The organism is Rhodococcus sp. 27YEA15 (assembly GCF_049739425.1).
Classification (GTDB): Bacteria; Actinomycetota; Actinomycetes; order Mycobacteriales; family Mycobacteriaceae; genus Rhodococcus_F.
Map to the genome: position 1 here is coordinate 26,655 of NZ_JBMHHW010000001.1, position 25,109 is coordinate 51,763.

Annotated in this window: 23 protein-coding genes and 2 riboswitches; of the genes, 15 read left to right on the forward strand and 8 right to left on the reverse strand. The window is 63.6% G+C overall.

Annotated features, from left to right (window positions below):
- Nucleotides 1-21 precede the first annotated feature (21 nt).
- The 7 genes from ABH922_RS00095 to ABH922_RS00125 all read left to right on the forward strand — a co-directional run bounded on the left by ABH922_RS00095 (nt 22) and on the right by ABH922_RS00125 (nt 7,223).
- A complete protein-coding gene (locus ABH922_RS00095; protein WP_424804991.1) occupies nt 22-1,059 on the forward strand; it encodes a DUF917 domain-containing protein in 1,038 nt (345 codons plus the stop codon).
- Nucleotides 1,056-2,591, forward strand: a complete 1,536-nt coding sequence (locus ABH922_RS00100) for a PucR family transcriptional regulator (protein ID WP_424804992.1) — start codon at nt 1,056-1,058, stop codon at nt 2,589-2,591. The genes ABH922_RS00095 and ABH922_RS00100 overlap by 4 nt, the downstream gene beginning before the upstream one ends.
- A gap of 60 nt (nt 2,592-2,651) precedes the next feature.
- Nucleotides 2,652-2,766, forward strand: a riboswitch (SAM riboswitch).
- A 51-nt stretch (nt 2,767-2,817) separates the two neighbouring features.
- Nucleotides 2,818-4,143, forward strand: a complete 1,326-nt coding sequence (locus ABH922_RS00105; protein WP_424804993.1) for an aminotransferase class V-fold PLP-dependent enzyme — start codon at nt 2,818-2,820, stop codon at nt 4,141-4,143.
- Between the two features lie 48 nt (nt 4,144-4,191).
- Complete coding sequence (locus ABH922_RS00110) at nt 4,192-4,338, forward strand: putative leader peptide (RefSeq protein WP_424804994.1); 147 nt, start codon at nt 4,192-4,194, stop codon at nt 4,336-4,338.
- 50 nt (nt 4,339-4,388) lie between these two features.
- Nucleotides 4,389-5,003: a hypothetical protein gene (locus ABH922_RS00115; protein WP_424804995.1), complete on the forward strand. Its 615-nt coding sequence runs from the start codon at nt 4,389-4,391 to the stop codon at nt 5,001-5,003.
- 408 nt (nt 5,004-5,411) lie between these two features.
- Nucleotides 5,412-5,738, forward strand: coding sequence for a DUF6616 family protein (locus ABH922_RS00120; RefSeq protein ID WP_424804996.1), 327 nt, complete (start codon nt 5,412-5,414; stop codon nt 5,736-5,738).
- A gap of 27 nt (nt 5,739-5,765) precedes the next feature.
- Nucleotides 5,766-7,223 carry an amidase family protein gene (locus ABH922_RS00125; protein WP_424804997.1) on the forward strand — a complete coding sequence of 486 codons (1,458 nt, stop codon included), beginning with the start codon at nt 5,766-5,768 and terminating at the stop codon, nt 7,221-7,223.
- Nucleotides 7,224-7,278: 55 nt separating this feature from the next.
- On the opposite strand, the gene ABH922_RS00130 is transcribed toward ABH922_RS00125, so the two are convergent.
- Nucleotides 7,279-7,959 carry a lysostaphin resistance A-like protein gene (locus ABH922_RS00130; RefSeq protein WP_424804998.1) on the reverse strand — a complete coding sequence of 227 codons (681 nt, stop codon included), beginning with the start codon at nt 7,957-7,959 and terminating at the stop codon, nt 7,279-7,281.
- A gap of 139 nt (nt 7,960-8,098) precedes the next feature.
- Here ABH922_RS00130 and ABH922_RS00135 point away from each other — a divergent pair, with 139 nt between their 5' ends.
- A complete protein-coding gene (locus tag ABH922_RS00135; RefSeq protein ID WP_424804999.1) occupies nt 8,099-9,139 on the forward strand; it encodes an NAD(P)H-binding protein in 1,041 nt (346 codons plus the stop codon).
- A 562-nt stretch (nt 9,140-9,701) separates the two neighbouring features.
- Here the strand turns inward: ABH922_RS00135 and ABH922_RS00140 are convergent.
- Nucleotides 9,702-10,166 carry a nuclear transport factor 2 family protein gene (locus ABH922_RS00140; protein ID WP_424805000.1) on the reverse strand — a complete coding sequence of 155 codons (465 nt, stop codon included), beginning with the start codon at nt 10,164-10,166 and terminating at the stop codon, nt 9,702-9,704.
- Between the two features lie 128 nt (nt 10,167-10,294).
- On the opposite strand from ABH922_RS00140, the gene ABH922_RS00145 reads away from it, so the two are divergent.
- The 3 genes from ABH922_RS00145 to ABH922_RS00155 all read left to right on the forward strand — a co-directional run bounded on the left by ABH922_RS00145 (nt 10,295) and on the right by ABH922_RS00155 (nt 14,919).
- Nucleotides 10,295-10,876 carry a TetR/AcrR family transcriptional regulator gene (locus ABH922_RS00145; protein WP_424805001.1) on the forward strand — a complete coding sequence of 194 codons (582 nt, stop codon included), beginning with the start codon at nt 10,295-10,297 and terminating at the stop codon, nt 10,874-10,876.
- Nucleotides 10,877-10,958: 82 nt separating this feature from the next.
- Nucleotides 10,959-11,618, forward strand: coding sequence for a class I SAM-dependent methyltransferase (locus ABH922_RS00150; RefSeq protein ID WP_424805002.1), 660 nt, complete (start codon nt 10,959-10,961; stop codon nt 11,616-11,618).
- Nucleotides 11,619-11,769: 151 nt separating this feature from the next.
- Nucleotides 11,770-14,919: an NAD-glutamate dehydrogenase domain-containing protein gene (locus ABH922_RS00155; protein ID WP_424805003.1), complete on the forward strand. Its 3,150-nt coding sequence runs from the start codon at nt 11,770-11,772 to the stop codon at nt 14,917-14,919.
- On the opposite strand, the gene ABH922_RS00160 is transcribed toward ABH922_RS00155, so the two are convergent.
- On the reverse strand, nt 14,884-16,401 hold the full coding sequence (locus ABH922_RS00160) for a PucR family transcriptional regulator (RefSeq protein WP_424805004.1): 1,518 nt from the start codon (nt 16,399-16,401) through the stop codon (nt 14,884-14,886). The genes ABH922_RS00155 and ABH922_RS00160 overlap by 36 nt on opposite strands.
- A gap of 184 nt (nt 16,402-16,585) precedes the next feature.
- Here ABH922_RS00160 and ABH922_RS00165 point away from each other — a divergent pair, with 184 nt between their 5' ends.
- The 3 genes from ABH922_RS00165 to ABH922_RS00175 all read left to right on the forward strand — a co-directional run bounded on the left by ABH922_RS00165 (nt 16,586) and on the right by ABH922_RS00175 (nt 20,255).
- Nucleotides 16,586-17,272, forward strand: a complete 687-nt coding sequence (locus tag ABH922_RS00165; protein WP_424805005.1) for a TetR/AcrR family transcriptional regulator — start codon at nt 16,586-16,588, stop codon at nt 17,270-17,272.
- 171 nt (nt 17,273-17,443) lie between these two features.
- The gene (gabT, locus tag ABH922_RS00170) at nt 17,444-18,808 is read left to right on the forward strand and encodes a 4-aminobutyrate--2-oxoglutarate transaminase (RefSeq protein WP_424805006.1); all 1,365 of its coding nucleotides are present in this window, start codon (nt 17,444-17,446) and stop codon (nt 18,806-18,808) included.
- Nucleotide 18,809: 1 nt separating this feature from the next.
- Nucleotides 18,810-20,255, forward strand: coding sequence for an NAD-dependent succinate-semialdehyde dehydrogenase (locus ABH922_RS00175; RefSeq protein WP_424805007.1), 1,446 nt, complete (start codon nt 18,810-18,812; stop codon nt 20,253-20,255).
- Nucleotides 20,256-20,343: 88 nt separating this feature from the next.
- On the opposite strand, the gene ABH922_RS00180 is transcribed toward ABH922_RS00175, so the two are convergent.
- From ABH922_RS00180 to ABH922_RS00200, 5 genes are all read right to left on the reverse strand, one after another.
- Entirely contained in the window at nt 20,344-21,351 is a 1,008-nt protein-coding gene (locus ABH922_RS00180; RefSeq protein WP_424805008.1) for an aldo/keto reductase, read from the reverse strand.
- A 137-nt stretch (nt 21,352-21,488) separates the two neighbouring features.
- A complete protein-coding gene (dszD, locus tag ABH922_RS00185) occupies nt 21,489-22,067 on the reverse strand; it encodes an NADH:FMN oxidoreductase DszD (protein WP_424805009.1) in 579 nt (192 codons plus the stop codon).
- Nucleotides 22,068-22,112: 45 nt separating this feature from the next.
- A complete protein-coding gene (locus tag ABH922_RS00190; protein WP_424805010.1) occupies nt 22,113-22,211 on the reverse strand; it encodes a putative leader peptide in 99 nt (32 codons plus the stop codon).
- Between the two features lie 48 nt (nt 22,212-22,259).
- Complete coding sequence (locus ABH922_RS00195) at nt 22,260-22,733, reverse strand: YbaK/EbsC family protein (RefSeq protein ID WP_424805011.1); 474 nt, start codon at nt 22,731-22,733, stop codon at nt 22,260-22,262.
- 206 nt (nt 22,734-22,939) lie between these two features.
- A complete protein-coding gene (locus ABH922_RS00200; RefSeq protein WP_424805012.1) occupies nt 22,940-24,043 on the reverse strand; it encodes a hypothetical protein in 1,104 nt (367 codons plus the stop codon).
- A gap of 124 nt (nt 24,044-24,167) precedes the next feature.
- On the opposite strand from ABH922_RS00200, the gene ABH922_RS00205 reads away from it, so the two are divergent.
- Nucleotides 24,168-24,749, forward strand: a complete 582-nt coding sequence (locus ABH922_RS00205; protein WP_424809509.1) for a TetR/AcrR family transcriptional regulator — start codon at nt 24,168-24,170, stop codon at nt 24,747-24,749.
- 85 nt (nt 24,750-24,834) lie between these two features.
- A riboswitch (M-box (ykoK) riboswitch) is annotated at nt 24,835-25,008 on the forward strand.
- Nucleotides 25,009-25,109: the final 101 nt, after the last annotated feature.

Sequence of the window (25,109 nt, forward strand, 5' to 3'; positions counted from 1 at the left end):
CGAGCTGTGTACGGTCTGCGCGTGGTCCATGAGGTCGAACTCGACGCGATTGCGGCGGGTGCGGTTGTCCTGGGCTGCGGCGGGGGCGGCGACCCTCGTCTGCTCGTGGACATGCTGCGCCATCTGATCGCCTCGTCGGGGGTCGAGGTGCTTGCACCGCCCGAACTCCCCGATGACGCGCTGGTGATGCCGGTCGGACTCGTCGGCTCGGCGCTCGCGCTCGAGGAGCAGCTACCGTCCGGGCGCGAATTCGCCGACACCGCCGAAGCCATGTCCCGGTGGACCGGCCGGAGCCCCACTGCGGTGATGACGTTCGAGGGTGGTGGGCTCAATGCCCTCTCCGGTATCGCCGCCGCGCTGGCACTCGGGGTGCCGGTGGTCGATGCCGACCTCCTCGGCCGAGCGATGCCCCGGCTCGACCATTTCTCCTTGGCTGCAGCAGGTCTGGAATTGTGCCCCGTCACGTTGGCGCAGCCTGGTGGGTTGATCACCGTCGTCGACCGGGTGGACGTACCGGGTGTCGAGGTGGCGATCCGGTCGTTGATCGGGCGAACCAGTGGATGGGGGGCACTGGCACTTGCTCCCGTCGACGCGGGTACGGTTCGATCGGCGACCGTTCCGGGGACCTTGTCCCGAGCACACCGATTGGGTGAGCAGCTTGCGATGTCGCGGGGCCGGCGGGGCACTGCTGCCTTGATCGACGCGCGGGTGCTGGGGAGCGGCCGCGTGCGAGCAGTACGTAAGACGAGTGCAGACACCCGTCGCGGCAACGTCATCGTCGAAGACAGCGCGGCGGTCCTTCGGGTCGAATTCGAGAGCGAGTACCTCTGTGTGTCCTCGGACGGCGAGATGACAGCGACGTGCCCGGACATCGTCGTGCTCGTGGACGTCCGGACGGGCGACTTCGTTGCCTGTGAGTCCGTCCATCCGGGACAGGACGTCGCGGTCCTCGTTCTACCCGGACCGGCCTGGTGGTCCCAGGATCAGGTCAGGCTCGACGTGGTGGGCCCGAGAGCCTTCGGAATCGATCACGATGCTGTTCTCACGGAGGTGCGATGAGTGCGAGTGTTTCAGCCTTGCTGAATAATCCGCGGTTCGGCAGTGTTTACCGCCTGGCGGGCAGTGGTGATCCTGTTGTCACCGTCGTAGGGGCGCTCACGGCCGAGGCCACGAAGTCTGCTGCAGCGATCTCGGCCGCAGTCGGCTCTGGTTCGGTTCTGGTGATCCTCGATCGGATCGACACGGGGGAGTGGACCTTCGATGCGTTGCTCCGGCGAGCGGTGGCGACCGGATGTCAAGTTGTAGCGGTGGCCGAGCCGGCCGTCGACGACTCCAACCTCACGTTGTTGGCCGATCGACTCGGGGTGGTGGTTCTTGCGGTCACGGATCCGTGGAGGTTCGGCGTCGAGCTCCGTGATCTGCTGTCGAATTCGCGGTCGGTGATGGCCGATGCCGTTCTCCGAGCCACGCACGCCGGGCAGCGCGCCGGTCTCACCGTCGAGAACCTACTGTCCGTGCTGCTGAACACTTTTCAACGACCATTCCTTGTCCTGGATGCGGCGGGTCGCCCACTGATCGGTGCGGACGTGTTCACCGAGAACGATCGTCTGGTCGCGGGTTCGTTGTCAGACCGGAGCGCGCCCACCACTCTGGAACTCGATTCGGGTGGAGTGCTGATCGCCTGCCCGGTGATGTCCGGAGGTGTACGCGAACCGTGGCTCGCTGTGGTGCTTCCGGTACGCCAGAGTGTCGAAGAAGCTTCTCTGGCGGTGGTTCTCGACGTCGCATCGTTGGCGGTGGGGCACAGGCTGGCAGTGGCGCGCATGATCGACGAACGGGAGGCGCGCCGGCGAAGCGCGCTGTTGAGTGAGCTCGTCGACACCACCGGCGACGCCACGCCCGGTTTACTCAGGCGTGCGCTCGACGCCGGCTGGGCACTGGACGGTTGGCATATCGGCATCAAGGTCCTGACCGTCGCAGACGTAGACCTGGTTGCCAGACGCAGCGAGGTCGCGGAGGCGTTGGCAGCGGAGGGCATCACCGCCAACGTCGTGGAACAGGCCGACGGGTGGGCCTCGTGGACCACGCTGCCGGGCGAGCCGCGCCCGGAGTCGATCACTCGGCTTGCCGAGAGCATCCGCGCAGCTCAGGATCGCCTGGATCCCACGATGGACACGTGGTTCGGCGTCGGACGGGCACATGAGGGACCTGCGGGAATCGGTATCTCGCTGTCGGAGGCGGGCGACGCCGCCCGCCTGGCGGGTTCACGTTCTCAAACCGGACGATTTCTGCACGTCGACCGACTCGGGTTGGCTCAGTTGTTGCTGGCTTGGACACGAACCGACACGTTCCAACCCGCGGCTGCGGCACTGCTCGCGCCACTGCGGGCCGCCGGGGGCGAGCTGCTCGACACGTTGTCTACCTACCTCGACGAGGAATCGTCGCTGGCACACACCGCTACTCGAATGGGATTGCACCGCAACACTGTTTCCAGCCGGATCGAGCGCATTCAGCGGCTTCTGTCAGTCGATCTCGGCGATCCGGAGACGCGGCTCGCATTGCACCTCGCGTGCCGAACAGTCCGGGAGTGACGCGCGCCATTCAGATTTCGTCTTGACAACCGGGGGACGTAACTGCCATCCTCGTTTGCAGGTCACGAGTACCAGTGTTCAGCCCCGGCTTGCTGGTCGGCAACCCTCCTCCGCGGTGGGGTGCTCCGGGTGACGACCCGGCTGCATTCGAAAACGAATGTGGCAAGCGCGGACTCGTCCGGGAACTTCACCCGAAAAGAGTCCTTGAACGTGAGGATTGTCTTCGATGACTGCTGTTTTGAGTGCCGACGCCTGCCGCACCGCGCCGATCGCCCAGGTTTCCGGCTCCGACCTTCTGGTTCCCCTCGTCCAGGGTGGCGAGCTGCCGTACGCCAACTTCGACTATGCGGCGAGCGCTCCGGCATTGTCGCAGGTCACAGACCGCATTGCGGAACTGCTGCCGACGTACGCCAGTGTTCACCGCGGCGCGGGCTACGCATCGCGGATCTCCACCCTGACCTACGAGAACGCTCGCGAATCGGTGTCGCGTTTTCTCAACTGTTCCGAGGACCAGGTGGTCGTCTTCACCCGCAACACCACTGATTCGCTGAACCTGCTCGCCCAGTGCGTACCGGGAAGCACCGTTGTGCTCGACGTCGAGCATCATGCAAACCTGTTGCCGTGGAACGATGCTCGCGTCGTCACTGCCGCAGACACCGTCGAGGAGACTATCGAGCGCCTGGTGGCCGAACTGTGCACCAAGCCCGCTGCGCTGCTCGCCGTCACCGGGGCATCCAATGTCACCGGTGAGATCTTGCCGATTGCTCGCCTGACCGAGATCGCACACCGACTCGGCACCCGCATCCTGGTGGACGCCGCTCAACTGGCACCCCACCGTCGTATCGACTTGCAGGAATGCGGCGTCGATTACATCGCGTTCTCCGGTCACAAGCTCTACGCGCCGTTCGGTTCCGGAGTGCTCGCCGGTCGCCGTGACTGGCTCGACCAGGCTCAGCCGTACCTCGCCGGCGGCGGCGCGGTGCGTGAGGTCACGACCACGTCCACCGAGTGGGCATGTGCGCCCGCTCGCCACGAGGCAGGCTCACCCAACGTGCTCGGTGCTGCAGCCATTGCCGCCGCCTGTGAAACCTTGCAGGCCTTGGACTTCGATGCGATCGCCGAGCACGAGAAGGCCCTGACGGAGCAGCTGACCGACGGATTGTCCGCCATTGTCGGCGTCGACGTGGTTCGGTTGTGGGCCGACGCTCCCGACGCGGTCGGAATCGTCACCTTCACCGTCGCCGGCTACGAGCCCGGTGAGATCGCGGCGTTTCTGTCCGCCGAACACGGCATCGGTGTCCGGGATGGACGTTTCTGCGCACATCCGGCACTGGCACGCCTGGGCCTGTCCGGAGGTGCCGTGCGTGCGAGCCTCGGGCTGGGGAGCAGCTCGGACGACGTACAGCGATTGATCGACGCCGTGAAAATCCTGGTTTCCGATCAGCGTGATTGGAACTACGAGAAAACGGCGGGTTCCTGGAATCCGGTGCCCGAGACCCGCAGCTTTCTCGTCGGGTCAGACGAGAAAGCCGGTGCCGCCGAGTGCGTCTGAGCTGAGCTCGGTCACCGAAAACCCGAACGGACCACTACCATGGTGAACATGGCAACAGCAGAACTCATGGGCGCATCGCGTGCTTCCGTGAGCCGCTGGGATGTTTCCGATATTTCCGTGAGCAGCTGGGCTGCCCATTGGGGCCGTCGCCATGTCGACCTCTGCCGTACGTCGTCAGGAATGTGTTCGAGCTGACGATCGTCTCGCGCTCATCACGATTTTTTCTGATTTTCGGAGGTCTACAGATGTCTTCACGTACTTCACCTGCCCTGCACGTAGCGGTCGAGCTCACCGGCGCAGGCCATCACCCGGCAGCGGCGTCTGCCCCGGGAAACTCGCCTGTGATCGGTGGCGACTACTGGGTTGACCTCACCGAGAACGAACGTGTCCTCGATTTGGCCGCATTTCCTACCAATGTGGTAAGGATTCGCGCTTCCGACCTGCGTGAAGCCCAACTCGAACGCGCACGCGTCCGGACCGCGATCGCCGAGGAGGGTCGCGACCCAGACAGTGTCGTCGTGCTCGTCGATCTCGAGATCCTGATTGCCCCGGAAGCGCGTGCCGCGCGCAAGGAATTGGCGCAACTCGACAGTGCACTCACCGAGCGCCGTATCCCGTCCTCGCTGCACTACGTCGGCACCCCGAGCGGGCTCGGTAGCCTGATCGCCGATATCAGAGCTGCTGACGTCGCGGACGGCGTCACGTTGCTGCCGCTGGCCCTACCGCGCACGCTCGAGTATCTGGTGGACGGAACGATTCTGTGGCTGCAGGATCGTGGGCTGGTCACGGCCTCCACAGCAGTCGACGATGTGCTCGGACGTTTCGGTCTGCCGCCTCGTCAGCGCACTCTCGCTTCCTGATCGATCTTTTTTCCCAACTGGGGGATCGCCGAATTTGTCGGTGGTCCCCCAGTTTTGTCATGTCCGAGCAGAAATCGACCGATGTCTGATATTGACAATTTTAGGTCAATTTTTCTCCGTGACGTTCAACGGCGCCGAGCGTTATGGTTTCTGACGTAGCACCCGAGTTCTCATCGGGAAAGACTCGAGGTTCACAGCGAGGTGAACCAGGTAATACGCGCTTGCGCCTGCCGCTCCGACTGGCGAGACCCGATCGTTCAATATGTGCCAAGTGTATTGAAATGTGTTGCATGCCAACTAGTTAGATCAAATTATGATCAGCTGGTTGTGTCAGGGTCTGTCGGGCGAAATGCGAGACGGCGAGGAGTGTGGTCCGATATCCGAATCCAACGCGCAGGGGTGTGGTCGATGGTCTTCGTTGTGGTCGAACTGTGGAAGGCGAACGCGGCGTTCGCGAATCTGAGCCGATCCGACCGGATCGAGTTGTTCGAGGGTGTCCGAAACAGTGTGAAATCTTTGGATGGATGCACAACCCTCGGGTGGGGTCGAATAGATGGATCAGGCGACAGTCGCGCCTCGGGGTTCGACTGGTTCGCCATCTGGGAAGTCGCGTCGGTCGAGTACTTTCTCGATTCCGTTCAGGGTTCGGGTTGGTACGACTACTTCGACCAAGTCAACGTGCACGGCGAATTGAAGTCTGTCGACGAAGTTTCGGACTTGATCGTGGAGTCGTGAATTCGGATCGGCAGGTGGCGACAAAATATGCGTGATCGCTCGAACGACGACGGCCGGACGGCAGGCGGCCGCGAGAAACAAGACAGGGGATTGATGATGGGCTTGGTTCATTGTTTCACTGAAGAGGATTCGATCGGCAACTCGGACGCGACCGACCTTGCGTACCGGATACGGGCCAAGGAGGTGTCGATCGAAGAGGTCTTCGCCGATACCGTGACCCGAATCGAGAAGGTCGAACCGATCATCAAGGCCGTCCAGTGCGCTGACTATGTGACGCCCGAGAGCAGCGGTGACGTTTCTGCGCCGTTTCACGGAATCCCGACCTTCGTGAAGGACAACACCATGCTGCGTGGATTTCCGGTGCGGATGGGATCGAAGGCAACACGATCTGATACCGCTACCGAGAGCGACGAGTACGGCTCGGCGTTCTCCGGAATGGGATTCACTCTGCTGGGAAAGAGTAAACTCCCCGAGCTGGCGGGTCAGCCCACTACTGAATACGAGGTTGGAGATCCGACCGTAAATCCTTGGAATACAGGACATTCCGCTGGCGGTTCGTCTGGTGGCGCGGCAGCGCTGGTCGCCTCCGGTGCAGTGACGGTCGCTCACGCCAATGACGGCGGCGGATCCATTCGAATGCCGGCCGCCTGGAACGGTTTGGTGGGTATGAAATGGAGTCCGGGCCGTCACATCACGGGCATTCCCAGGAATCCGGCCGTTCCCGACTTCGTCAGTCAGGGCGTACTCTCGAGGTCGGTTCGTGATCAGGAAAAATACATGATTGCGATGGACGCGCAATCCCCGCGAGGTGCCCGCAGCGGTCCGGTGTCGTCCGGTCGATACAGCGGTTCGAAGTATCGTGTCGGCATCATTTCTCAGGCGTACTTCGACATCGATGCGGAAGTGGCCGCAGCTGTCACCGACATCGGCGGCCGCCTGGCGTCGCGGGGACTGCCGGTCGCCGGCACCGCACTGCCCTACGGTGCTGAATTCATCGAAGCGTTCTACCTGTTCTACGGCTACGCGACCGCGGGATTGGTGGGGCTCTTCGGTCTGGACCCGGCCGCGTTGGAGGTGTTCACTCGCGAGATCATGCTCAACTCGACGAGCAAACCAGATGCAACCGAGGAAAGTCTCGCGAAAATGAGAGCCTTCGGCAAGGACGTCTACTCGAAATATTTCTCGGATTTCGATGTGATCATCACCCCGGTCGCTCCACATGCGGCACCCGAACTCGGGTACCTCGGTCCACTACCTGATTTCGAGACATCGAGCGAACGGTGGCGAAAATCCATCGTGTTCGGCGCCCAGTGCAACATTGCGGAGGCTCCCGCCATATCGGTTCCGGTAGGTCTGTCGACAACGGGGCTCCCGATCGGAGTGCAGATACTCGGAAAGCCGGGCGATGATGCGGTCGTGCTCGATCTCGCCTATCTGGTGGAAGAGGCTGCCGAGTTCTCGCAGTTGGCCTATATCGGTGCGTGACGTGCGGATGCCATCGTCGATGCAAAACGAACGACGAGAGTTTCGTCGGCGATGATCAGGTCGACACAGGCAGAAGATGAGGCAGAACCACGATCATGCTGGATGTCCAGATCATGTGAACGATGATCGGGGCAAGTAATCCTCCGGTCCACACCCGCATCAGGGCGGTGATGACACCCAGGCACAGCGCGGCGAAGACCAACATGACACTTGCGGACGCCGCAGTCACCAATCCGTAGAGGAGGGTGCTCACTGCCACCGGATGCCATTGGCGGAAGGCATCGAAAAGTGCTCCGCGAAAAAAAAGCTCCTCCGCGACGGCCGTGACGGTAGCAAGGAGAATCACCATACCGATCGACCCGGCCGTAGCGCGTTCCAGAACGGTGACGACATTTCGTTCGAGGGCGGGTATGTACCGAACGATCAGGGCGCCGACGGTGAAGACGGCGACGCATCCGGCACCGACGAGAACAGGCAGTCCCAGATGGGTCGCCGCCCACGACCGAACAGGAGGCGCAGGTGCAAGCGGAATCCGCCGGTCGATCAGGGCACCGGTGAACCAGCAGAGAGCCAAACAGAGCGTCGCAACGTAGAAAAGTGGGTGTGACGCGTCTGTCTGGAATGTGACCCCGAGGAAACCGGCACCCACCACGGCGATCAGAACCAGTACGATGCGGGTTCTTGTCTCGTCTCGGGGGAGTTGGCGATTGCCTGTCGGCGGGCATGGGCTACTCATGTGCGACTCCTTCCGCTTGTCGGGCCGGACCGGACTCCGCTACCTCTCGCCACCTGGTCGAGGCCACCCGGAGAAGCTAGGGTCGAGCATAGTCGGATTCTCGTGTTGTTCCGAGCGCCGGCGGGGAAATGGGGGGGCAATGAGAATTCTGGTTACCGGTGCCGGCGGATATGTTGGTTCACGGTTGATCACCGCTCTGATCGTGGACGGCCATCACGTCCGGGCGGCCTTGCGAGATCCGGCGCGGGCGATGAATTTCGTCTGGGGCAATGCGGTCGAGACGGTACATTTCGATTTATCTGTTTCCGAATCCTTCGATCGCGCAACTCGCGACATCGACACGGTGTTCTATCTGGTTCACTCGATGGCGCACGGTGACTTCGCTCGAAAAGACCGCGAAGCCGCACACACTATGGCCCGAGCGTGCGCGAGAAACGGTGTGAAGCAGATCGTGTACCTGTCGGGTTTGGTGCCACCGAAAGTCGATCTGTCCGAACATATCCGGTCTCGGCTCGAGGTGGAAGAGACATTCCTGGGCGGGTCGGTTCCGGCGATCGTGCTGCGTGCTGCTGTCGTCATCGGTGCCGGATCGACGTCGTTCGAGCTGATCCGGCGACTGACGGAAAGGATGCCCGTCACTGCCTTCCCGCGCTCGGCCCGAAGCATGGTCCAGCCCGTCGCGATCGATGACGTCATCGAAACACTGTGCTGCGCAGTGCTTGTCAAGCCTCGAAATGATCACTTCGATCTTGGTGGGGATGAAGTTCTTTCCTACTCCGACCTTGTCGAGCGGTACGCGAGGATTGCCGGACTGCGAAGTCTCAGCTTCAGCGTTCCGTATCTGCCCACGGTCGTTCTCGGGCAGGCTGCTGCCGCTGTCTCGGGTATACCTCGCGGTACCGTCCTCGCGCTGGTGGAGAGCCTCCGCCACGACATGATCTGTCGAGATCATCATGTACGGGGAGAAATACTGTCCGACAGGCACGCCTTCCTGGGGCTCGACGAGGCGATATCGCGATCGTTGGCTTGGGCCAAGACCGGAACCGACCCCGACGGTGACGTGCAATCGGCAGCCGAATCGGATCCGGAGTGGTCAGGTGGAGACGTATACATGGTCGACGGCCTTCCTGTGCGTCGGCCAGGGGGAGTACTTGCTCGGTTGTTGCTCGGATGCCGATGATGCCAACTCGTGCCACCGAAGCGCCTGCTTCCTTCCGGAAGCAGGCGCTTCGCGCTCTCCAGGATGGATGAACACTGTGGCTACGTGAGATGGCCGACGAGGGCAGGGGCGCCGGAAGATTCCTCGGACTCGCACTTCGGTCGTTGGAGATCACCGGCGAGTCGGCATTTCGGTCGGGACATCGGAAGAGGTGACCGACGGCTTCGAATTCGGGCCCGGACTGGTTCCTGACCTTCTGTGGCAGCTGTTCACGGAACGAATGGAGAACGATCGCGTCGGTAAAGATAGTGCAGCAGAAAGGGTTCCTGCCACATCTGTGGTTGCGGACGTCGATGGAGTGATTGTGGGTCGGGTGTCGATCCGTCACCGACTCGACGACTATCTGTTCCGAGCGGACAGGCATATCGGTTACGGAGTTCTCCCCGCGTTTCACGGGAGGGGAGATGCCGTCATCGAGAAATGTGGAGGAAGACGGGATTTCGCGGTTTTGGGCGCGGAGGATCACCGATCGCGCGGCGCTACCGGCTGTGATGCCGACGGTCGATCGGTGAGACGCCCTGAATCAGGCTGCTGAAGAACGAGTTTCGGTCCAATCGACGATGAGGTTGCGCTCGGCGAAGTACCATGCGCCGTTGATCTTGGCGAAGGTGTCGAGGTAACGCAGTGACGCGATCATGATCTTGCGCTCACCGTCCGTCGTGAAGAGGTGATGGGCAATGGTGTAACTCTCGCCGGTAGCGGAATCGCCGTCGAGCGTGACGGTGCTCTGACCGTTGAAGTGCGTGGTTGCCTCGTACTGATTGAGGTCGGCGAAAACCGGGGTAAGGGCTTCGCGGCCGTCGAGTGCGTAGGACGGTTCGGTGCCCTCGCCACTCATGAACACGACGAAGCGTGAGTTCTCGGTGAACAGTGCCTTCTGGCCTTCGGCGTCCCGCCGATCGGCACAGTGAGCGTAGGCATCGAAGAGTTCTCGGATCGCAAGGCGATCGGCGGCTTCGGCGGGGCTGATGGTGGTGTGTATTGCCATGGTTGATTCCTTTGTCCGGAGTGGCGGCACCGATCCGGGAGAGTGCCTCGAACCGGTATAGTGGGGACTTGTCCACTTACCGTTTCCACCATAAGTGGAAAGTTCCCCACTTGCAACCAGGAGTCCGTGTGGCCGACCGATCGACGACGATGCGCGCGGACGCGAAGCAGAATCGCGACGCGATTCTGGTGACCGCGACGGCGATTCTGACCGGGTCCGAGGATGTCGACGTGTCGATGAATGCCATCGCGAAGCTCGCCGGCGTCGGAAACGCGACCTTGCACCGCAACTTCCCGACCCGTGAATCCTTGATTCTGGCTGTTTACGAGCATGAAGTGGACCGGGTGGTGGCGAGTGCGCACGAGTTGCTCGAGGACAATGCGGCACCCGATGCATTGCGACTGTGGGTGGCCCGGCTAGCGCAGTATGCGATGACCAAACGCGGTTTGGCGGGTGCGCTTCAAACGGCCAGCTACTCGGAGGATGCGCATTTCGCGGACATCTACGACGCGATTTCGGGGGCGTTGGCCTTGCTGCTGTCGGCGGCGGAGGTCGAGGGTGCCATCACGCCGGGCGTCGATCCGCACGACGTTTTGCTCGCGCTGGCGGGGTTGTGGCAACTGAGCCCGGAAGGGGACTGGAAGGCGCAGGCCGAGCGTCTTTTCGGGATCGTCTATCGAGGAATCGGCGTCGACGATTCTCGGCGGTGACCCGGCCGCGCACTACCGCACGTTTTGCTGTTTCGGCAAGAAGTATTGCGAGGGTGGAGCGGTCTGGTTCATCCTTGACCGCATGAGCCACGATCACGATCACGACACCACCGAGAACCCGTTCGCAAAAGCCGACGTTCATTTTTGGAACGCTCTCTACAGCGAGCGTGCGGCACTGTGGAGCGGAAACCCCAATCCGCAACTGGTAGCCGAGGCGTCGGATCTACTCCCGGGAACGGCACTCGACGTCGGCTGTGGGGAGGGCGCCGACGCATTGTGGCTGGCGCGTCGCGGATGGAAGGTCACCGGCACGGACATTTCGTCGGTGGCGTTGGGTCGCGCTGCGGCGCACGCCGACGAAGCAGGTCTCGCCGTCGAATGGCTCGAAGCCGACCTCACCACGTGGGATCCGCACGGGCGCTCGTTCGACCTCGTGTCGGCACAGTTCTTCCACATGCTCGAACCCGCTCGTGGCGTTCTGTTTCGTGCTCTCGGTGAACTGGTCGCCCCAGGGGGGCGTCTGCTGATAGTCGGCCATCATCCCGACGACTCGCCGTCGGCGCATCATCGCGAGCTACTGCACTCCACCGACTACGTCGAATCCCTCTTCACCGAAGGTTGGACCGTGCTGGTCTCGGAGTCGCGGAAACGAGATGTGCCTGTCAATCCGGATATGCCGCACACGACGGATACCGTTGTGCTGCTTCAGCGAATCGGCACCTCTGCCGACACCGCGTCCTGAACTGCGCTGCTCGCCTGGTCCGAGTGGACAATGCAACTGCCGAAATGTAGTGGATGACGAGGGGTCGTGCTCCTATCGGGCACGGCCCCTCTGTCGTGATCGAGGCAACACTGGAAATGTTCGGATCCGATAATTTCCAGGAGGGTGTTCAATGGCGAGCACATCATCTGCGACCACGTCCGCAGCGGCAGCATCGACGAGACCGGTGGGCGGTGACGGCCCCGACGACCCGACGCTCGAATTGGTGGCAGAGCTCGCCGCGGCGGGCCGCCGACTCGTCTTCCGCCGAACCGACCAGCTGACCGGCGTCGTGCTGTGGCCGTCCGGAGAGCCCTCCCTCTCCGACCTGTGCGAAAACTTCGAATCGCTCGGACTCCGAGTTTCGACCCACCGGCCATTGCCGACTGTTCTGGGTTCGGCTCACCATTTCACGTTCGAGGCCGACAATTTCGACACCAGTCCGCTGGAGAAGATGGCGGCAGCGTTCGAGGCCGTCGTCGCCGGTCGTACCAGGATGGACGCGTACTCCAGCCTGATCGGCAAGGCCGACATCACTTGGCGTGACGCGGAATTGCTACGCGCAGCATGTCGTTTTCTCGCCCAGGCGCGAATCGGCCTGTCCGAGAGCTACATCGTGGGGGTGCTCGCTGCCAAGCCTCTGTTCGTGCGTCAGGCGATCGAACTCTTCACCGCACGTTTCGATCCCGCCGTCAGCGGTGACCGCGACAGCGTCGTCGCATCCGCGTCCGCGAAGATCAACGAATCGGTGGACAGCGCAGACACTCTCGACGAGGACCGGGTGCTACGCGGGGTTCGTTCTTTCCTGCAGGCGAGCGTGCGCACCAACTGGTACCTGCGTAGTGACGACGGTGAGCCGCTGCCGTACGCGTCGTTCAAGATCGACTCGCAGCTGCTGTCCACACCGCAGAAGACGGTGCCGTTCCGCGAGATCTACGTCAGCGCCCCCAACGTCGAAGGGGTGCACCTGCGTAGCTCGCTGATCGCACGCGGTGGTCTGCGGTGGTCGGATCGTCACGAGGACTTCCGCACCGAGGCGCTGAGCCTGATGAAGACCCAGAGCGTGAAGAACGCGCCTATCGTGCCCTCGGGAGCCAAGGGGGCTTTCGTCGTCCGAGGAACGTCGTCGCCGACACCGGCTCAGGTGCAGGAGTCGTACGGCACGTTCATCAGTGGCCTCCTCGACGTGGTGGACGACATCTCGGACGGCCGGCTGGTTCGTCCGGACGATGTGATCGCGTACGACGGCGAGGACTCGTACCTCGTCGTGGCCGCCGACAAGGGAACCGCACGATTCTCCGATGTCGCCAACGGCATCGCCGTCGAGCGCGGCTTCTGGCTCGGCGACGCCTTCGCGTCCGGGGGTTCGGCGGGCTACGACCACAAGGCGATGGGCATCACCGCGCGCGGAGCCTGGGTGGCCGTGCGCCGGCACTTCGCCGAGCGCGGTCTCGACGTCGACACCGATCCGTTCACCGTCGCCGGTATCGGCGACATGTCCGGGGACGTCTTCGGTAACGCAATGATGCTCTCGCGCAAGATCCGTCTGGTCGCGGCCTTCGATCACCGGCACATTTTCCTCGATCCGAACCCGGATGCGGAGACGACGTTCGCCGAACGCGCCCGGCTGTTCGAGGCGCCGCGCTCGTCGTGGGACGACTTCGATCGCAGCGTTATGTCCGAGGGCGGTGGTGTCTACTCGCGCAACGCGAAGTCGATCCGGCTTTCGGCTCAGGCACGCGCGGCGCTCGGTGTCGTCGAGGAGAACCTCACTCCCCAGGAACTGATCCGGGCGATCCTGCGCGCTCCGGTGGACCTGCTGTGGAACGGCGGCGTCGGCACCTATGTGAAGGCGTCGACGGAGAGCAGCATCGACGCCGCCGACCCGTCGAACGACGCCGTCCGGGTGAGCGCGGACGAGCTGCGAGCGACGGTCGTCGGCGAAGGCGGCAATCTCGGCTTCACCCAGCGCGCCCGCATCGAATATGCCGCGGGCGGTGGACGAATCAACGCCGACTTCATCGACAACGCAGCCGGTGTCGCGACGTCGGACCGTGAGGTAAACATCAAGATCGCCCTGGCCGGACTCGACACGAGCGAACGCGACACGATCCTCGCCGCAGCCCAAGGCGAAGTCGCGGCGTCGGTACTCGAGGCCGGCGAAGACCAGACCCTCGCCATCAGCCTCGCCGAGCACCGGGCGCCCGCCCTGCTCGACCAGCACGAGCGACTGATCGAGAACCTGGTCTCCGCCGGGGCGATGAAGCGGATCGAAGAATTCCTTCCCGATTCCAAAGCTCTCGCGCTCCGGGCACGGGCCGGGCAAGGACTCCTGCGTCCCGAACTTGCCGTGCTGGTGGCGCAGTCGAAGAACATCCTGACCGCAGAACTGAGGGCGTCCGTCGTTCCCGACAACCAGATCTTCGCCGACCGGTTGCCGAAGTACTTCCCGGCCCCGGTGGTCGCGGCCGCGCCGGACGCGGTGCGTAGCCATCGGCTCGGGCGCGACATCGTCATCACCTCCATGGTCGACGAACTGGTCAACCGCGTCGGACCCGGAGTGCTGTTCCGACTCGAAGAGCATCTGGGAGTGCGTAGTCCGGAAGCAGCGCTCGCCTACGCGGTGGTCAGCGAAGTGCTCGGGACCGAGGAGTTGCGCCGCGACGTCCTGGACTCGGATCTGGGTGCGAGCGGCAAGCTGAACGTCCTCGACCGACTGCAGCAGTTGCTGGAGTCGGAGATGAGCTGGGTACTGCGACGGCCGGGAGCGGCCGGCCGGTTCATCGTGAATCCGCGAGCCGACATCGACCGGTGGTCGGCACCTGTCCGCGAACTCACCGGCGGCGTGGCTGCGGCCGAACGCATCGAAATATCTTTCGGAGCCTTGGCTCTGGCCGACATCGCCCTCCAGGAGAACGCACCGATCAAGGCCGCGGCGTCGGTATATCGGGAACTCGCTGCGGTGCTCGAACTCGGCGATATTCTCGGGGGAGTCGATACGGCCGCCGGTGCATCGCATTGGGAGGTCATGGGCGGTGCCGCCATCCAAGCGCGACTGAACAGGCGGTTCGCAGACCTGGTAGCGAGCTCTCTCGACGCGGGAAACGATGCGGTAGCGCGGTGGGCTGACTTCAATTCCGTTGCGCTTGACAGGTTTACAGGACTGATGTCGCGGGTGCGACGGGATGGCCGGACAGATACGGCCAAACTGAGCACCGTCGACGCGGAACTGGAACTCCTGGTGCGGTCAGCGACCCTCCCAGGCCAGCAACGAGAGCAGTAGTTCGGCCCGAACTCGCGCCTGTCCGAGGTCGCAGTGCAACAGCTCCTCCACGCGAGCGACGCGACCTCGGAGGGTATGCCGGTGCACGCCGAGTTCAGCTGCGGCAGATTCCCATTGGCCGTTCGCCTCGAGATAGGCGCGCAGCGACGCCGTCAACGCAGTCCCGTTGGCCGCGTCGTGTTCGGTGAGTACGGGAATCGTATCGGCGGCCATGGCGATCAGTGCCTCCCTGGCCGGTTCGGACGCGAGAATTGTCGAACCGGTCAGGGCTTCGAACTCCACGAGCCGCGACGTGGTCGTCGTGAGGTTGGCGGCGGCGCGGGCCTGGATCAGAGCGCGCGGTGCGTCGAGCAGCCTTTGCGCAGTGCTGATTCCGGCTCGTACCGTCTTGGCGTCGTGGGCCGAGAGCTGTGCCAGTAGCGATCGCGCGGTATCGGCGGTGTCGCCGCCACGAAGCAGTATCGTCAGGTTGTCGTCGCCGGATTGGGCGAACAGCGGCCGGCCGGCGCGCGCCAGTGCGCTGTCGAGTTCACGAAGGATCGGTCCGAGTCCTGGCCCCCGGAGGTGCACGATCCGAATCAGCCCGTCCGTGTCGCCGGCCTCGTCCAGATACGCAGGGATGTCACCTTCACTGAACCTGCCGTCGAGAAGGAGACCTAATGCCATGGAGTTCAATCGAGTTCGTTCGGAACGCAGGCGCACCGGCTTCTCGAGTTCGAGAGTGAGCAGTGAGACGGCATGTCCGAGGAGCACTCGGTCGATGTTGCCGAGCGGTCCGGGCCCAGCCATCGCGAGATAGCCGTGCCAACTGTCGGTGACGCCGACGGGCGACAACGTCAACGTCCGATCCGGCGTGCTCTGCGAGATCGACGCGGGAGCGCCTTGATCGCGGGTGCTCTTCGCCACCTCACGCACCTCCGCGATCAGCGCCTTCTGAGTGGCGGGATGCACGGCAGTGGTACGGTCGCCGACGAACGCCACCGACGTCTTCGTGGCCGTAGCCAATTCGCGCACGATCGCCGATACCCCGCCGCGCAGGGCGACGCGCGTGATCCGCGTCTGCACCTCGGCCGCCCGCAACACCGACTCGTACTCCTGTTGACTCAACCGCGTCATCACCGCGCGGGTGACAGCGGCGAACGGCGTCGTGAAGGGGACCTCGAGCAGCGGCAGGCCCAGTTCTCTGGCTGCGATCACCAGTTCCGTCGGCACCGACTCGTGCGACAGACCCGTTCCGAACCCCAGCGCGGACACCTTCGCGCGCGCCAGCTTGCCGACGTACTCGGTGTAGTCGGCGGCGCCGGCAGTGGCGAACGCCAGCCCGGTGGTGAGTACCAATTCGCCACCGGAGAGCCACGGTGTGGGATCGGTCAGCTCGGTGGCCTGCGCAAAGGTGATCTCCGCCGTGGCGTCGCCGCGATCGGTGAGCAGCGTCAGGGACAGGTGCTTCTGACGCAGAAGCCACGAGATGGGGACGGTCACCCGATCAAGGCTAGTTGTAGCGTCCAAATGCTCTTATCGAGTAGTGCATTTCGTGCGATCGGGTTGTTCGCCGGAGTGTGGATCCCGAGGCTGCGCGTCGTGCATGAGCCATCGCCACTTCTTGTTCACGTGATGTTTCTTTTGAAGTTCGGCGGTCTCGTAATTCCCGGATACCTTTCGAAGTTTGAATACAGGCGTTCTCGAAATCGAGATAGATCGCCCGGCTGCGACAGTGGGCGCTGGACCTGTGACGTCGGCAACGGCCCGCGAGTCCGCGATCGCAGTGCACCGCGGCCCCGGCCGTCCCCGCGACGACGCCCTCGACGAACAGATCATCGACGCGACGCTCGCGCTCATCGACGCGGAGGAGGCCGTGACGGTCGCACGGATCGTCGAACTCAGCGGCGTCAGCCGGGCGGCTCTGTACCGCCGCTGGCCGTCGTCGACGGCTATCGTCGCTGCGGCACTCGACTTCGGACGCGTCGTACCGCCCGACATTCCCACCGACGGCGACCTGCGTGCGGGCGTGGTCGCCGTCATGGTGGGTGATCCGGCCTCGGTGACGGCGACCGGATACTCCGACGTGCGTTTCCGGCACCGGATCCGCCTCGTGATGGCTGACCGTGCACTCCAGAAAGCCTACTGGTCGTCGCATGTAGCGCGGCGTCGTGTCCCGCTGGAATCGGCCTTCCGTGTTGGTATCGAGCGGGGCATTTTACGTGCCGACCTTGACGTCGAGGCATGCTTCGACGCGATCTCCGGTGCGGCGTATCACCAGATCGTGGTGCGCGGCGATCGATTCGAGGACTCGGAGACGAAGGTGCGTCTACACGCTGCATTCGACGTCATCTGGCGCGGAATGTCGGCCTGAGCTCTGCGGCTCGGATCACCTCCCGTGGGCCGTGATCTTCCGCCTGGCGGCAAGGCCAGGGCCGTGCCGATATGGAGTAACCGGCCGATCTTGATTGTCCATTTCGGCAGTGTTTCGCGGAACCTGTGGGTCGCATACTCGAATGCAGTACACAACCGAGAGGGTGGTCACATGAGTGCAATCGAATATCGGCTTCCACAGGAACGTCGCATCGTCACGGAGTTCCCCGGGCCGCGCTCGGCTGCACTCGCGGAGCGCCGCAAGAAGGTAGTCGGCGCAGGCGTCGCCTCCACCCTCCCCGTCTACGTCGCCGACGCCGACGGCGGCGTCATCGTCGACGTCGACGGCAACTCGCTGATCGACCTCGGTGCCGGTATCGCGGTGACCAGCGTCGGCGCTTCCAACCCGGCAGTCGTCTCGGCCGTGCAGGATCAGGTCGCGCACTTCACCCACACCTGTTTCATGATCGCCCCGTACGAGGGCTACGTCGAGGTCGCCGAGCGTCTTGCCGAACTCACCCCCGGCGACCACGAGAAGCGGTCGGTGCTGTTCAACAGCGGTGCCGAAGCCGTCGAGAACGCGGTGAAGATCGCCCGCCATGCCACGGGCCGCGACGCCGTCGTCGTGTTCGACCACGCCTACCACGGCCGCACCAACCTCACGATGGCACTGACGTCGAAGTCCATGCCGTACAAGAGCGGTTTCGGCCCGTTCGCCCCCGAGGTGTACCGCGTCCCGATGTCGTACCCCTTCCGTGAGGGACTGAACGTCGACGGCTCGACGATCACCGGTGAGCAGGCCGCGCAGCGCGCCATCACGATGATCGAGAAGCAGGTCGGCGCAGCCAACACCGCCGCGATCCTCATCGAGCCCATCCAGGGTGAAGGTGGATTCATCGTTCCCGCAGAAGGATTCCTGCCGACGCTCGTCGCGTGGGCGAAGGAGAACGGCGTCGTCTTCATCGCCGACGAGGTGCAGACCGGTTTCGCTCGCACCGGTTCCTGGTTCGCCAGCGATCACGAAGGCATCGTCCCCGACCTGATGACGCTCGCCAAGGGCATCGCGGGCGGACTGCCGCTCGCCGCCGTCACCGGCCGTGCCGACCTGATCGACGCCGTCCACCCCGGTGGCCTCGGTGGCACCTACGGCGGAAACCCGGTTGCCTGCGCCGCCGCGCTGGCATCCATCGACCAGATGCGTGTGCTGGACCTGGCTGCCCGTGCGCGCACCATCGAGACCACCGTTCTCGGCCGGATCACTGCGCTGGCAAAGGAACTCGACGTCATCGGTGACGTTCGCGGTCGCGGCGCCATGCTGGCGATCGAATTCGTCAAGCCGGGTGGGCAGGAACCCGACGCGGACATCACCAAGGCCGTTGCGGCTGCGTGCCTCGACGCCGGTGTCGTCATCCTCACCTGCGGTACATTCGGAAACGTGATCCGTCTGCTCCCGCCGCTGGTCATCTCCGAGGAGTTGCTCGACGACGCCCTGACGGTTCTCGAGACCGCTATCCGCTCTGCAGCACAGGAGAACTGACATGTCGAACGTCTCCGATCTTCTCGACTCGGTACCGCAGGGTCTCTGGCTCGGCGGTAAGCTCGTTCCCGCCGAGCAGACCTTCGCGGTGTACAACCCCGCCACCGGCGAAGAACTCGCCCAGGTCGCGGATGCCACCGCAGCCGACGCGGCCCGCGCCCTCGACCTCGCCGCAGCGGCGCAGGACGACTGGGCGGCCACCCCGGCGCGGGTGCGCGGCGAGATCCTGCGCACCGCCTTTGATCTGTTGCACGCCCGCACCGACGATTTCGCGTTGATGATGACGCTGGAAATGGGTAAGTCGTTGGCGGAGAGCCGCGGTGAGGTCAACTACGGCGGTGAGTTCCTGCGCTGGTTCAGCGAAGAAGCCGTCCGTATCGGCGGACGTTTCACGCAGGCGCCGGCCGGTAACGGTCGCATTCTGGTCACCAAGGAGCCGGTCGGACCGGTCCTGGCGATCACGCCGTGGAACTTCCCGCTCGCCATGGGCACCCGCAAGATCGGACCGGCTCTCGCGGCCGGCTGTACCATCATCGTCAAGCCTGCCGAGGACACCCCGCTGACCATGCAGCTCCTCGGCCAGGTATTCGCCGACGCCGGTCTGCCCGACGGTGTGCTCTCGATCCTTCCGACGTCCGACGCGGCAGCGGTCAGCGGACCGTTGATGGACGATTCCCGTCTGCGTAAGGTCACGTTCACCGGCTCGACGGGTGTGGGAAAGCTGTTGGTGCGCAACGCCGCCGACAAGCTGCTTCGCACGTCCATGGAGTTGGGCGGCAACGCGCCGTTCCTGGTCTTCGACGACGCCGACATCGATGCAGCAGTCGACGGCGCAATGCTGGCGAAAATGCGTAACGGCGGCGAGGCCTGCACTGCGGCCAACCGCATCTACGTCGCGAACTCGGTGCGTGAGGAGTTCACCGAGAAGTTCACCGCCAAGGTCGCCGCCTTGAAGGTGGGCGCTGGTGATGCCGAGGGCACCAATATCGGTCCGTTGATCAACGCCAAGCAACTCGCTACCGTCACCGGGCTCGTCGACGACGCTGTTGCCAAGGGTGCCCGGGTGCGGACCGGTGGGTCGGCTCCCGAAGGGGCAGGGTTCTTCTTCACTCCGACGGTTCTCGATCAGGTGCCGGCCGATGCGCGGTTGCTGAAGGAGGAGATTTTCGGGCCTGTTGCGGCAGTGGTCGGTTTCGATACCGAGGACGAGGCGATCGCGGCGGCGAACGACACCGAGTACGGACTGGTGGCGTATTTCTACACTCGTGATCTGGACCGCGCGATGCGGGTGTCCGGCAAGCTGGATACCGGCATGGTCGGTGTCAACCGGGGTGCGATCTCCGATGCGGCGGCGCCGTTCGGGGGCGTCAAGGAATCGGGCTTCGGCCGTGAGGGCGGCACCGAAGGTATCGACGAGTACCTCGACACGAAGTACGTAGCACTGTAACTTGCTGTGCGCCTTTATTGACCGCGGGAGGTTGACAAAGGCGCACAGCAAGTACCGCCGGTGTACGGATGCCGGGGGCTTCGCGCTGTCAGCGAGGTGACAGATCGACTGCGTGTGCGTCGATACGGGCAAGCTCGTCGGTGCTCAGCTCCGCGAATCCGGTGGCTGCGAGGTTGTGCTCGAGTTGTGCAACCGAACTGGCCCCGATCAGTGCCGACGTGACATCGGGGCGGCGCAGAACCCATTGCAACGCAAGCTGTGGCAAACTCTGGCCACGCTCCTGCGCGATACGGTTGAGTTCCTCGGCGTGGCTGACGTAGTCGGCGGTGATGTCGTTCGCGGACAGGAACGCGCTGTCTGCGGCGCGGGAATCCTGCGGCACGCTGCCGCTCAGGTACTTGTCGGTGAGCAATCCCTGTGCCAGCGGGGAGTACGCGATGGTCCCGGTGCCGGTCTCCGTCGCGGCGTCGAGTATTCCGTCTCGATCGATATGTTGATCGAGGATCGAGTATCGCGACTGGTGAACAAGCAACGGGACACCCTCGGCGGCGAGAAGGTGGGCGGCTTCGAGAGCACGATCGCGACCGTAGTTCGAAATACCCGCGTACAGAGCCTTGCCGGAACGGACCGCCGACACGAGGGCTCCCACCGTCTCCTCGAGCGGTGTGTTCAGATCAGGGCTGTGCGAGTAGAAGATGTCGACGTAGTCCAGCCCGAGATCACGAAGGCTGATGTCGAGAGAGCTGAGAAGATGCTTGCGCGATCCACCCGAGAGGTACGGGCTCGCGCCGATCGGATTACCGGCTTTGGTCGTGACGACGATCTCCTCGCGATACGGCGACAGATCCTCGCGCACTATCCGGCCGAAATTCTTCTCCGCGGACCGTGACGGTGGCCCGTACCGGTTGGCCAGATCGAAATGCGTGACCCCGAGGTCGAAGGCACGCAGGACGATGTCGCGCTGCGTGGTGAAACTGCGGTTGTCACCGAAGTTCTGCCACAAACCGAGCGAGAATTCGGGAAGCTGTAATCCGCTGCGACCGGCCCGGCGAAACCGGATCGTGTCGTAACGAGAATCGGCGGCACTGAAAGTCATGGGATGTCCTGTCTGTCGAATGAGGCGGGCGCATGTCTGCGACGACAGCCCGGCCGTACACGGCAAGGTGCCTCCCAGACGCGATCAGCATCTCGAAAGCACCTTGTCGGCAACTTTTTTCGTATGAGGGATGTGGGTTATGCCGGTTCGTCGTCCAGTGGCGTGGGGCGGTAGTACTTTCCCTCGTGGTAGAGCAGGGGAGCGGCAGCCGACTCGTCGTCGTCCTCAGCGTGCACCCGGGTGACCAACCCGATGACGAGAGTGTGGTCTCCGACCGGGATCAGCTGATCGACGGTCACTCGAATCCAACTCGGGGTGCCGTGGATGACCGGCTCGCCGGTCTCGAGGACGCCCCACAGCGATTTGTCGGCAAAACGCTGATCGGCACTACGCGCGAAGCGTTGGGACACGTGCTGCTGATGCTCTCCGAGGAGATGGATCACCAACGACTTGGCGGCTTTCAACGCGGTGATACTCGACGACGTCTCCGCGATGTTGAACGACACCAGCGGCGGTTCGAGCGACACCGAGGAGAACGAGGTGGCGGTGAAGCCTACCGGTCCGTTCACGGAATCGAGAGTCACGACGGTAACTCCGGCGGGGTGGCGTCCCAGTGCGGCGCGGTAATCGCCGGCACTGATGCCCGTGGACAACTCCGGCGTCGCGGACGCATCGGTGGTGGTGTGGCTGGAAACGGCATTCGGCTTGTCAGACAACGGGAACTCTCCGGCTAGAAACGCAAGATATGGAATGTGCTTGATTCAAACTGTGTCAGACGTACAGAGGCACGCGTCGGTGCGGCACAGATCGACGTGCCGTCGTCGCCAGAGTGTGGTGGGGGTTCTTCGCGCGCTGAACATGGTGGCTTCAACTATAAAGGGGTGCTCTCCCGCGTGGGTTCGGGCGGATCAGTCGACGTCTATCGCGAGCCCGGCGGTGATTCGTAGTAGTTCCGAATATGTGGTGCGAAAGACGGTGGTGGGGTGCCCGGCGGCGGCCCACAGTTGGGGGTATTGCGCGAGTGCGGTGTCGACGTAGGTGGGCAGATTGGTGGGGTGACCGAGCGGGGCCACTCCGCCGATGGGTTGGCCCGTCGCGGCCTTCGCCGTCTCCAGCGGTGCGCGAGTGAGCTTTCCTTCCATCCGCCGGCCGGTCTTGTCGAGATCGACCTGATGCGCCCCGGACACCAACAGCAGCACCGGATCGTCGTCGAGGAGGAAGACCAGTGACTTCGTGATCGCGCCCACGTCGACCCCGACAGCGGCCGCAGCGTCGGCGGCGGTGTGCGTCGCCTCGGCCTGGGTGACGATGATGCCGTGGTGGCCTCGCGATATCAGGATCTCGGCGACGTGCGCGGCGTTGGGATGCAGAAGGCTCGTCATGAACCCAGGGTAAGGCCGGGCGGCGTCCGCCACGACTGATACGGGCGACGGCCGTGGCAAGTCCGTTCGGAACTTCGCGCTGCTGCGTCGAGTGTCGAGTGCGTCGACTCTCGAGAAAGCCGCCCGAGTTTCGCCTGAACACGCCGATGCCCTCCGCATGGGCGAAGGGCATCGGCGTCGCGATTTCAGACGGAACTACCGAAGCGTCAGACGGCGTCCGCAACGGCAGGTGCGGGGGCGACGTCGGCGGACCGTCGGCTCGCGCGTGCGGTGAAGCCGAACAGGAGCGCGGCGCCGATGAAGGCGTAGATGAACAGAGTCAGTGCGGGCTGGCCGATTCCGACGTTGCTGAAGTAGACGATGCTTCGAACGCCCTCGGTGCCTGCTCCGGGGGTGATCCATCGACCGATCGCGGCATAGAACGACGGGATCACGTTGGATCCGAATGCGCCTCCGGCGCTTGGGTTGCCGAGGATGACGAACACTGCGATCGCCAACGGAACCGCGAGAACGCCGATGGCAGCGCGTAGTCCGATGGTGAACATGGCAGTTCCGAAGACCACTCCGGCGCCCAGGATCCAGAGCGGGAACCAGTGCCCGGAGAATGTGCCAAGGATGTGAGTGGTGATGAGGGCACCCAACGCTCCGGAGATGATCGAATAGATTGCGATCACGCCGGTGTGAATGCCGGCCTGGCGCAGTGTTTTCGGTGCTCCGATGAACAGTCCGATCGCGGCGGCCAGAAGGTATCCGCCTACGACCCAGCCGACGGAGAGGTAGAAGCCGGACAGTCCGCGGTTGTCGTGTGTGCCGACCGGAACCTCGTCGCGGACGACGAACTCGCGGTTCTGGCTCGACTCGACCTGGTCGAAGATCGCTTCCAATGACGTCGCGATGGAACTGCCACCGGCGCTGGCGGTGATCAACGTGTCCGGACCGGCCGGGTTGACGACGAAGGCACCAAGAATTTCTCGATCGTGAATCATCCGGCGAGCAGTGGCAGTGCTGTCGATCACCTGCGCGTCCAGGGGATTGCCGTCGATGGCGTTGAGCTTGTCGGCGACCTGCTGGTCGATACCGGCCGGAGCGCCCTGCTCTGCGATGACCGCGATACCGATGTCGCGGGGCGTCGGCTGATGGAAGGCGGCCACGTAACTGAGGATGAAGCCCAGTTGAAGCAGGAGTACTCCGACGAACAACACGGACATCACCTTGGTGGAGCCGTACTTGGCCAACAGGTTGTCGCTCGGGTGGTCGGCAGTAGTTGCCGGACGAGTTGGTGCCGCGTGGGCTGGTGGTGTGGTGGTCATGGAAGTGAACTCCTCTTGCCGGGTGAAACGCTTGTCGATACCCAAGGTATTGAATACTCTAGGTATCGTGTCTGAATCTCGTCAAGCGGAATGGACCCCGGCGACCCGCCCCGGACGTGACGTGGTGCGCAGAAGACTGCTCGACGCTGCGGCGGAGGAGTTTGCCGAGCGTGGATTCAGTGCTGCACGTCTCACTGAAGTCGCCCGCCGCGCCGGCTTCACCAAGGGGGCGGTGTACTCCAACTTCGAGTCGAAACAGGATCTGTTCGCCGAGTTGTTCGCCCAACGCTCCCTGGAGATGGCCGGCCGGATACTTGCCGAGATCGCCGGAATGAATCTGACCGATGCCGCCGGCCAGGGTGCCGAGTCGATTGCAAGTTGGGTGGTCGACGATCCGGGGTGGTCGCTGTTCGTGCTGGAGTTCGGCGTCATGGCCGGGCGTGACCCGAGCGTCGCGCAGGCATATCTGCGTGAGCGACGTCACTTGAGAAGTCAGTTGACCGATCTTCTCTACGAACGTGCGCGGGACTGGGGAGTCGCCGATTCCCTGGACGTGCGGACAACCGTTATTTCGTTGATGGCCCTGATGTCCGGGCTTGTGCTCGAGCATTCCGTCGATCCGGAAGAAGTTGATCGTGAAGTGATCGGCGCAGCCGTCACCGCCCTCTTCGCCGGCGCGTTTGCCCGCTCCGGACTGCCGACGTAGAAACGCTCTCGCCTAGCGCCGGCGAACCTGCGATGTGGAGCCGTCTCGATTGACAGTCAACGTATTTGAGAACTACTCTCTTGGGGCAGTACCTCGTTAGGTGAGGCTTCTGCACGAACACAGGCCACTGATCTCACGACGTCGAGAGACGCCCAAGGTTAGGACAGATCTCCCCGGCTTAAGGGGTGATCCGAAGTGGCTTCCTGGTTGAGACCGGGACACGTCGTGCAGTGCCAAAACTCGGACGTGGAGGTGTTTTCGCAGGTCGAGCTGGATTTTCCGGTGGCGGCGAGAGTGCGTCGATATTCGTTTCATCCTGACTTCGTGCTGCGTGCACGCCATGAGGCATCTGCCGATGCC

What these genes read in the sequence shown, in the direction of transcription:
- ABH922_RS00195 (WP_424805011.1), bottom strand. Translation starts at nt 22,733, where the DNA reads ATGACGAGCCTTCTGCATCCCAACGCCGCGCACGTCGCCGAGATCCTG.
- ABH922_RS00110 (WP_424804994.1), top strand. Translation starts at nt 4,192, where the DNA reads ATGGCAACAGCAGAACTCATGGGCGCATCGCGTGCTTCCGTGAGCCGC.
- ABH922_RS00140 (WP_424805000.1), bottom strand. Translation starts at nt 10,166, where the DNA reads ATGGCAATACACACCACCATCAGCCCCGCCGAAGCCGCCGATCGCCTT.
- ABH922_RS00115 (WP_424804995.1), top strand. Translation starts at nt 4,389, where the DNA reads ATGTCTTCACGTACTTCACCTGCCCTGCACGTAGCGGTCGAGCTCACC.
- ABH922_RS00100 (WP_424804992.1), top strand. Translation starts at nt 1,056, where the DNA reads ATGAGTGCGAGTGTTTCAGCCTTGCTGAATAATCCGCGGTTCGGCAGT.
- ABH922_RS00130 (WP_424804998.1), bottom strand. Translation starts at nt 7,959, where the DNA reads ATGAGTAGCCCATGCCCGCCGACAGGCAATCGCCAACTCCCCCGAGAC.
- ABH922_RS00105 (WP_424804993.1), top strand. Translation starts at nt 2,818, where the DNA reads ATGACTGCTGTTTTGAGTGCCGACGCCTGCCGCACCGCGCCGATCGCC.
- ABH922_RS00155 (WP_424805003.1), top strand. Translation starts at nt 11,770, where the DNA reads ATGGCGAGCACATCATCTGCGACCACGTCCGCAGCGGCAGCATCGACG.
- ABH922_RS00150 (WP_424805002.1), top strand. Translation starts at nt 10,959, where the DNA reads ATGAGCCACGATCACGATCACGACACCACCGAGAACCCGTTCGCAAAA.
- ABH922_RS00125 (WP_424804997.1), top strand. Translation starts at nt 5,766, where the DNA reads ATGCGTGATCGCTCGAACGACGACGGCCGGACGGCAGGCGGCCGCGAG.
- gabT (WP_424805006.1), top strand. Translation starts at nt 17,444, where the DNA reads ATGAGTGCAATCGAATATCGGCTTCCACAGGAACGTCGCATCGTCACG.
- ABH922_RS00175 (WP_424805007.1), top strand. Translation starts at nt 18,810, where the DNA reads ATGTCGAACGTCTCCGATCTTCTCGACTCGGTACCGCAGGGTCTCTGG.
- ABH922_RS00135 (WP_424804999.1), top strand. Translation starts at nt 8,099, where the DNA reads ATGAGAATTCTGGTTACCGGTGCCGGCGGATATGTTGGTTCACGGTTG.
- ABH922_RS00180 (WP_424805008.1), bottom strand. Translation starts at nt 21,351, where the DNA reads ATGACTTTCAGTGCCGCCGATTCTCGTTACGACACGATCCGGTTTCGC.
- ABH922_RS00120 (WP_424804996.1), top strand. Translation starts at nt 5,412, where the DNA reads ATGGTCTTCGTTGTGGTCGAACTGTGGAAGGCGAACGCGGCGTTCGCG.
- ABH922_RS00190 (WP_424805010.1), bottom strand. Translation starts at nt 22,211, where the DNA reads ATGTTCAGCGCGCGAAGAACCCCCACCACACTCTGGCGACGACGGCAC.
- ABH922_RS00200 (WP_424805012.1), bottom strand. Translation starts at nt 24,043, where the DNA reads ATGACCACCACACCACCAGCCCACGCGGCACCAACTCGTCCGGCAACT.